General features: G+C 31.8%; 7 protein-coding genes. 6 read left to right on the top strand and 1 reads right to left on the bottom strand.

Annotated features, from left to right (window positions below; all coding sequences use genetic code 11):
- The 5 genes from Q0075_RS01835 to rodA all read left to right on the top strand — a co-directional run.
- The coding region (locus tag Q0075_RS01835; RefSeq protein WP_297868036.1) for a rod shape-determining protein at positions 1-1,007 on the top strand (1,007 nt) is incomplete at its 5' end.
- A gap of 10 nt (positions 1,008-1,017) precedes the next feature.
- Complete coding sequence (gene mreC, locus Q0075_RS01830; RefSeq protein WP_291106389.1) at positions 1,018-1,848, top strand: rod shape-determining protein MreC; 831 nt, start codon at positions 1,018-1,020, stop codon at positions 1,846-1,848.
- Between the two features lie 174 nt (positions 1,849-2,022).
- Complete coding sequence (locus Q0075_RS01825) at positions 2,023-2,352, top strand: rod shape-determining protein MreD (RefSeq protein ID WP_366798031.1); 330 nt, start codon at positions 2,023-2,025, stop codon at positions 2,350-2,352.
- Positions 2,349-4,277, top strand: a complete 1,929-nt coding sequence (mrdA, locus tag Q0075_RS01820) for a penicillin-binding protein 2 (RefSeq protein ID WP_291106385.1) — start codon at positions 2,349-2,351, stop codon at positions 4,275-4,277. The genes Q0075_RS01825 and mrdA overlap by 4 nt, the downstream gene beginning before the upstream one ends.
- A complete protein-coding gene (gene rodA, locus Q0075_RS01815) occupies positions 4,277-5,533 on the top strand; it encodes a rod shape-determining protein RodA (protein WP_297868035.1) in 1,257 nt (418 codons plus the stop codon). The genes mrdA and rodA overlap by 1 nt, the downstream gene beginning before the upstream one ends.
- Before the next feature lie 74 nt (positions 5,534-5,607).
- On the opposite strand, the gene Q0075_RS01810 is transcribed toward rodA, so the two are convergent.
- Positions 5,608-7,761: a carboxy terminal-processing peptidase gene (locus Q0075_RS01810; protein ID WP_297868034.1), complete on the bottom strand. Its 2,154-nt coding sequence runs from the start codon at positions 7,759-7,761 to the stop codon at positions 5,608-5,610.
- A gap of 143 nt (positions 7,762-7,904) precedes the next feature.
- Here Q0075_RS01810 and surE point away from each other — a divergent pair.
- The coding region (surE, locus tag Q0075_RS01805; protein WP_297868033.1) for a 5'/3'-nucleotidase SurE at positions 7,905-8,606 on the top strand (702 nt) is incomplete at its 3' end.

Here is an 8,606-nt window from a genome sequence, read left to right as displayed (position 1 = left end):
CCGAGGATATCGCAATCGACCTTGGTACCGCAAATACTCTAATCATTCACAACGACAAAGTTGTAATTGACAGTCCGTCTATCGTTGCTAGAGACCGAATTACTGGCAAAATCATTGCTGTAGGTAAGGAAGCCAACATGATGCAAGGTAAAACGCATGAAAACATTAAGACCATTCGTCCTTTGAAAGATGGGGTTATTGCTGATTTTGATGCATCAGAACAAATGATAAAATTATTTATCAAGAGTATTCCTGCGTTAAAAAAGAAATTATTTACACCAGCACTTCGCATGGTAATTTGTATCCCCTCTGGAATTACAGAAGTGGAGATGCGTGCGGTAAAAGAATCTGCTGAGCGTGTAAATGGTAAAGAAGTATATTTGATTCATGAACCTATGGCAGCAGCAATTGGTATCGGTTTAGATATTATGCAACCAAAAGGGAATATGATTGTAGATATTGGAGGTGGTACAACAGAAATTGCAGTTATTGCTCTTGGCGGAATTGTTTGTGATAAATCGGTTAAAATTGCCGGAGACGTTTTTACGAATGATATTGTGTACTACATGAGAACGCAACACAATTTATTTGTTGGTGAAACTACTGCTGAAAAAGTAAAAATTCAAATTGGAGCAGCAACAGAAGATTTAGATAGTGCTCCAGAAGATATGTCAGTTCAAGGAAGAGACTTATTAACGGGAAAACCTAAACAAGTTGATGTATCGTACCGTGAAATTGCAAAAGCATTAGATAAATCTATTCAACGTATTGAAGACGCTGTAATGGAAACATTATCGCAAACACCACCAGAATTAGCTGCAGATATTTACAACACAGGTATCTATTTAGCAGGTGGAGGTTCAATGTTAAGAGGATTAGACAAACGAATATCATCAAAAACAGATTTACCGGTTTATATTGCCGAAGACCCATTAAGAGCCGTAGTTAGAGGAACGGGAATGGCGCTTAAAAACATAAACAAATACAAAGGAATTCTGATCAAATAAAAGATAGTTCATGCAGCAAATAATTAATTTTATCATAAAAAACAGCCATCGATTGCTGTTTTTGCTGCTTTTGGGCATCTCATTTTCTTTGGTAATAAAATCGCATTCGTATCACCGTAGCGAATACGTAAATTCGGCTAATGCGGTTACTGGTGCTTACTACGAAAAAGTAAATGAAGTAAACGAATACTTTAGTTTAAAACAAAAAAACAAAGATTTAGCTACCGAAAACGCTTTATTAAAACAATTACTTTTTAATAAAAAAGATACGATTTTAACTTCTAAAACACTATTTAGAAACGACTTAAACAATTACAATGTGGTAGTTTCTAAAGTGGTAAAAAATTCTTTTAATACCAGAGAAAATTACATCACCATAAATTCGGGAACAAATTCAGGAATTGAAGTAGATATGGGAGTTGTGAACGATAGAGGTGTTATTGGAATTATTGAAAAAACCTCAGCAAATTTTTCTACCATTCAAAGTGTATTGAACACAAAGTCTAAAATTAATGCTAAGATTAAAAACTCAAATCATTTCGGGTCTTTAATTTGGGACGGAACCAATGCTGGTTTTGCACAATTAATAGATGTACCTAGATTAGCCTCTCTAAAACATGGCGACTCAATTGTAACAGGAGGAAATTCAGACATCTTCCCAGAAAATATTCCAATTGGAAAAATTGATAAAATATTTATTGACAAGAAAACCAATTACTATACGATTAATATTCGATTATTTAATGACATGACGGCTTTGGGCTATGTTTATGTTATTGAAAATAAAAGAAAAAAAGAAAAAAGACAACTAGAAACAATAACAACAGCACCAAAAAAATAAGTGAACAATAGCGTTTTAAATACCATCCGATTTGTAGTTTTTTTACTCTTACAAATTTTAATATTCAACAATATTAATTTGTTAGGGTATTTGAATCCTTATCCCTACGTTCTATTTATTTTGTTATATCCAGTTAATAGCAACAAAAGCATTTTGCTTTTGACAAGTTTTGCTATGGGTATTTTTTTGGATATGTTTTGCAATTCAGGAGGAATTCACACAATGGCTTCGTTAATTTTGGCTTACATTAGACCATCATTATTCAAATTTGCTTTTGGATTAAGTTACGAATATCAGACTGTAAAAATCGCAGATAAAATTTCTCCAGAGCGAATCACATTACTTTTATTGGCCATCTTTGTTCATCATTTTATTTTATTCTTTTTTGAATATTTTCGATTTGATTTAATTTTCACTATTTTGACACGTACACTTTTTGGCACACTATTTACGTTTACTATTTGTTTACTAATCATTTATATTATTAAGCCAAATAAGCGATGAGAAAAACATTATTACCTGCCGTAATCATTGTTACATCAATTATTCTGATTGCTCGAATTTTTTACCTTCAGGTAATTGATGAAACTTTAAAACTGAAATCCGAAAACAATGCCATAAAAAAAGTATTTGATTTCCCGGAACGAGGCTATATCTATGATAGAAATGGTAAGTTATTAGTTGCTAATCAGCCATCATACGATATTATGGTGGTACCTAGAGAAATTAAAGATATTGATACAACTGAATTTTGTTCACTATTACATATAACAAAAGCTGAATTTATAAAAAAAATAGAAAAGGCTAGAGTTTATAGTCCAATGTTACCTTCGGTTTTCTTGTCTCAATTGAACAAAGCAGAATACGCTGCATTTCAAGAAAAAGAGCGAAAATTTGAAGGATTTTACACCCAAAAGCGTTCTCTTCGCGACTATCAAGTTAATTTTGGCGCTAATATTTTTGGATTTATCAGGCAAGTAGACGAATCTATTTTAAAGAAAAACAAATACTACAATAGTGGCGATTTAATAGGAAAACAAGGGGTTGAACAACAATACGAAGAAGCATTAAGGGGCATAAAAGGAGTTAAATATTTACTTCGTGATAAACACAATAAAATTATTGGCCCTTATAAAAATGGAGAATTTGACACCATTGCACAACAAGGAAAAGATTTGACCTTAACTATTGATTACGAGCTTCAAAAATACGGGACCGAGTTAATGGTTAATAAAAGAGGTGGAATTGTTGCTATTGAACCTAAAACAGGTGAAATTTTAGCTTTAGTTTCTGCTCCAACCTACGACCCTGCTTTGCTTGTGGGAAGACAACGCTCCAAAAATTATACTGCTTTATATAATGATTCCATTGCTAAACCTCTTTATGATAGAGGACTTCAGGCAGCATATCCTCCAGGATCTCCGTTTAAAATAATTACGGGATTAATTGGATTACAAGAAGAAGTTATTGATGAGCAAAGTACTTTTTACTGCAATCATGGTGCAAATTTTGGAAGATTCATGGGTTGCCACTGCGGATTACACACTTTACAGTTAAATAATGGTATTTACAAATCGTGTAATAGTTATTTTGGAAACACATACAAAAGAACCATTGAAAAATATAAAGATTCGTATTATAGTGTAGACAACTGGGCAAACCATGTAAAAAGTTTTGGTTTAGGTCAATTTTTAGGAACCGATATGCCAATCGGAAGTAAAGGATTAGTTCCTTCTTCTAAAATGTACAAAAAATGGTATAACGGCGCAAAAATTAGAAGTTCTTATATAATTTCCAATGCAATCGGACAAGGTGAAGTTTTAACCTCTCCAATTCAACTTGCTAACATGATGGCTACAGTTGCTAACAGAGGTTATTATTTTACACCTCATATTGTTAAAAATATCAAAGACCAAAAACTCGACAAAAAGTTTGTAACCAAACACTATACCACTATCGACAAACAATATTATGAACCTGTAATACAAGGATTAGAAGACGTATATAATTATGGAACCGCTGCAGGATTTAGAGTAGAGGGAATGAAAATTTGTGGTAAGACAGGAACAGCAGAAAACAAAATTAGAGTTGCTGGTAAGACTTATCAATTAAAAGACCACTCAATTTTTGTGGCTTTTGCACCAAGAGATAATCCTAAAATTGCTTTAGCAGTCTTTATTGAAAATTCAGGTTATGGTGCCACATGGGCTGGTCCAATTGCCACATTAATGTTAGAAAAATACATTAATGGAACGATTTCAAGAAAAGATTTAGAAACAAGAATGTTAAATGGAAGTCTTGAAGCAGAATATCAAAAAATAGAAAATATCATTTTTCAAAGAAGAACAGAACCAACAAAAGTTCGAGATTCAATAGAAAAAACAAATATAGAAATTGGAGAAGCCAAAAAAGAAGAAGAGCAAGCTTAATGAAAAATCAAAGTGTAGGAAATAGAATAGACTATATAACTGTATTACTTTACATTGTATTGGTAATTATGGGCTGGATGACTATTTATTCAGCTTCATTGCCTTTAGAGGAAACATCAATATTTGATATCACTCAAATTTATGGACGTCAAATGCTTTTCATTGGACTTACCATTCCTTTGATTTTTATAATTCTATTTACTGATGCCAAAATTTTTGAACGACTATCATTTGTGTTTTATGGAATTGGTATAATTCTTTTGTTAGGATTATTTGCATTTGGAGTAACCAAAAAAGGACAAACCAATTGGTATCAATTTGGCGGATTTGGGTTTCAGCCTTCTGAATTTGTAAAAACCGCTACTGCCTTATTACTTGCAAAATACTTAAGCTATTCTCAAATTAACTTAAAATATACGAAACATCAAATAGTTGGGTTAGCAATCATTGGACTTCCAGTACTATTAATTTTGATGCAACCCGATGCAGGAAGTGCAATGATTTTCATTTCACTTATTTTTGTTTTAAACAGAGAAGGATTACCTAGTTGGTATTTTTTTTCAGGCATTATTGCCATCGCATTATTCTTTTTAGCATTAGTAATCCAGCCTGTGTACTTAATTGCAGTTATTTTTATAATAATGATAGTTCATTATATATTTAATAGAAGTATTTCTAGAAATCCTATTGTTTATGGATTGCTTTTTTTAGTAATGGCTGGATTTGCGTTCTCTGTAAGTTATGTATACGATAGTGTTTTAGAGCCCCATCAAAAAGACCGAATTAACGTTTTGATTGGTGATGATGTGGACATGAAAAAAGAAGGTTACAATCTAAATCAATCGATGATTGCAATTGGATCTGGAGGTTTACTTGGAAAAGGATATTTAGAAGGAACACAAACTAAAGGTGGTTTTGTACCCGAACAACATACCGATTATATTTTTACAACTGTTGGTGAAGAATGGGGGTTTTTAGGAAGTATAACCGTAATTTTACTATTTGCTACTCTCTTTTTACGAATCATTTTCTTAGCCGAAAACCAGAAAACAAAATTTAGTAGAGTTTATGGTTATTGTGTTGCAACTTATTTATTTACGCATTTTTTTGTAAATATTGCCATGTTAATAAAGTTGTTCCCAACAATTGGTGTACCACTTCCTTTTTTCTCGTACGGAGGTTCAAGTTTATGGGCGTTTACAATATTGCTATTTATCTTTATTAAGCTAGATGCAAATAAAGTAAATGAATGGTAAAACACCTTTGATTTGTTTTAAATTGAATTATACCAAAGTAATATACATAATAAAAGCCCCAATTGGGGCTTTTATTAATTCATACTTAATTTTTGGTAAAACCCTTTTCCTTTCGTTAAAGATTTCATATCAGAAATCACATTTAAAGTTTCTTCGAGATAAATATCTTTTTGCATTTCTTCATGCCAACGTTCTCTTTTTTGTTTTAGTAGAGTATCCTTTTCAAACAAAGCAATCTCATCTGGCAATGAATGAAAAACGTATTGATTCTTGTATTCAGAAATCACTTTAAATTTTTTAATTTTAAGATCGGTTTGATCTATTTCTTTTTTAAAATCAATCAAATTTAAACTAAAATCATTTTCATCTTTACGTTCAAAAATCCATTTTGCATTCTCATTAATTAAATTAAATGTAGGATTAGATGCAATTCTCTTCTTACTATTTGCAATTACATTATCATAACTAACACTTAATGGTTGATATTTTGCAGGTGCAATTTTATCCCATGGCAAAGCACTTTCTTCATCACGTTCACCCATATCTAAGTAGGAAAAACGATCAGGAAAGACAATATCACTTTTTACTCCTTCACGTTGTGTGGAGCCTCCATTAATTCTGTAAAACTTCTGAATAGTTGTTTTCAAAGCTCCTAGATCTCCGTATGAATTACCTCTTATAAACTGATTTAAATCAATTACATTTTGAACTGTACCTTTTCCGTAAGAATGCTTACTTCCCACAACGATACCTCTTTTATAATCTTGAATTGCTGCAGCAAAAATTTCAGATGCTGAAGCAGAAAAATTATTAATCATAACCACTAACGGACCATCATATTGAACTCTTGAATCTTTGTCAGGTAAAACTTCTGGATTTCTTCCAGGGGCTTTTACTTGAACAATAGGGCCTTCTGGAATAAATAAGCCAACCATTTTAACTACGGTTTCCAACGAACCTCCTCCATTATCGCGTAAATCCATGATAAGTCCCTCTATATTTTGGGCTTTTAATTTTTCAATTTCAGCAGCCACATCTTTGAAAGCATCACGATTTTCTTTATTTTCAAAACTAATATAAAATTTAGGCAAATAAATAACACCATACTTTTTACCTGATTTTTCAACAATACTAGATTTTGCAAAAGTTTCTTCGGTTTCAACTTCATCTCGAATTATTGAAATAACTTTGATGGTACCATCAACTTTTTTGACTGTTAAACGAACTTCAGTTCCTTTTGGACCTTTGATTTTTTTTACCACATCATCTAAACGCATCCCAGCTATATCCAATGGTTCTTCTTTACCTTGACCAACTTTTAAGATTAAATCTCCTGCTTCTAATTCTTTTCCTCTCCAAGCTGGACCACCAGAAATCAATTCTGAAACCTCAACTGCATCATTTTTCTTTTGTAAGCGAGCGCCAATTCCTTGAAAAGTCCCGCTCATACTTACATCAAATTTCTCTTTATCATCTGGAGAAAAATAAAAAGTATGAGGGTCAAAGCGCTCTACTATTGAATTTAAAAAAATAGCAAACCAATCATCTCTATCTAACTCCTTCTCTACAAAATCAAAATACTCATTCAATGATTTTAATGAATTTTCACGAACTTCTTTCTCTAAAGTTTCAAATGATTTTAATTCATATTTAGCATCATCTTTCTTCTTATCTTCTTCTAGTTTTTGTTTATCAGTAATAGAAGATAAAGCTGATAATTTTAATTGTTTTCTCCATCTATCTTCAAGATCTGATTTACTTTCACAGAATGGAAGTTTATCATAATCAACATTAATATATTCTTTAACAGTAAAATCAAAAGGATTCTCTAGAATATTCTCATAAATAGCTCTAGATTCTTTCATCCTCTTTAATAAACGAGCATTTGTTAAATTAAAAAAAGTTAAATCTTTATTTAAAATCATATCGTCTATTGAAGATTCATATTTACTAAACTCTTCAATATCACTTTGAATAAAAAAACGTTTTGTAGGATCTATATTATTCAAATATTTTTTATAAACTTTTTTTGAAAAATCATCATCAATAGCAACAGGACTATAATGACCGCGTTCTAAAACCATCGTTAATAAATCCAAGAGTAGCTTATCTTTTTCTGGATCTTCTTTTTTCTGAGTCGGAATAAAACTCCATAGTATTGCTGATAAAGCAGTTACCAACAATATAACCTTATAATTTTTTTTCATAAATTCCACTATTCGTTTCATTGAAAAATTTTCAACTAAATTACACAAAAAATCATGCCACAAGCGTGCAAATTACTATAATTTTTTGTTAAAGCCACAAAATTTAGCATTCAAAAAAAAGGTTTCGACATAAATTATTTAATTTAGCAAAAAATGTACAAAAAATGTCAAAACCTCTAATACTAGTTACTAATGACGATAGCATTGTTGCTCCTGGAATTCGCGCATTAATAGAAGTGATGAAAGAATTGGGAGAAGTTGTTGTTGTTGCTCCCGATAGTCCACAAAGCGCAATGGGACACGCAATAACCATAAACAACACTTTAAAATTAGAAAAAGTACATTTAGACAAAGACCTTGAACAAGAATACAGTTGTAGCGGAACTCCCGTTGATTGTGTGAAAATTGCCGTAAACGAAATTCTAAAAAGAAAACCCGATTTATGTGTTTCGGGGATTAATCACGGCTCCAATTCTTCTATTAACGTGATATATTCGGGAACGATGAGTGCCGCAGTTGAAGCTGGAATCGAAGGAATTCCCGCCATTGGATTTTCATTATTAGATTACAGTTGGGATGCCGATTTTGAACCCATCAAAAGTCATATAAAACAAATTGCTTCCGAAGTTTTGAAAAACGGTTTGCCTGAAGGCGTAATTTTGAATGTTAATTTCCCGAAATTAAGTAAAGAAAAAATCAAAGGCGTAAAAATTTGCCGTCAAGCGAAAGCCATGTGGCAAGAAGAATTTGACAAAAGAACGAATCCACAAGGAAAAGAATATTATTGGTTAACTGGCAAATTTGTCAATTTAGATAAAGGAACTGATACAGATGAATGGGCTTTAGAAAATGGTTATATTTCGATT

The organism is uncultured Flavobacterium sp. (genome assembly GCF_937967675.1).
GTDB lineage: Bacteria > Bacteroidota > Bacteroidia > Flavobacteriales > Flavobacteriaceae > Flavobacterium.
Note: the sequence above shows the minus strand (reverse complement) of the source record. Positions and strands in the feature narration are given on the sequence as shown.

What these genes read in the sequence shown, in the direction of transcription:
- mrdA (WP_291106385.1), top strand. Translation starts at nt 2,349, where the DNA reads ATGAGAAAAACATTATTACCTGCCGTAATCATTGTTACATCAATTATT.
- Q0075_RS01825 (WP_366798031.1), top strand. Translation starts at nt 2,023, where the DNA reads ATGGGTATTTTTTTGGATATGTTTTGCAATTCAGGAGGAATTCACACA.
- Q0075_RS01810 (WP_297868034.1), bottom strand. Translation starts at nt 7,761, where the DNA reads ATGAAACGAATAGTGGAATTTATGAAAAAAAATTATAAGGTTATATTG.
- mreC (WP_291106389.1), top strand. Translation starts at nt 1,018, where the DNA reads ATGCAGCAAATAATTAATTTTATCATAAAAAACAGCCATCGATTGCTG.
- rodA (WP_297868035.1), top strand. Translation starts at nt 4,277, where the DNA reads ATGAAAAATCAAAGTGTAGGAAATAGAATAGACTATATAACTGTATTA.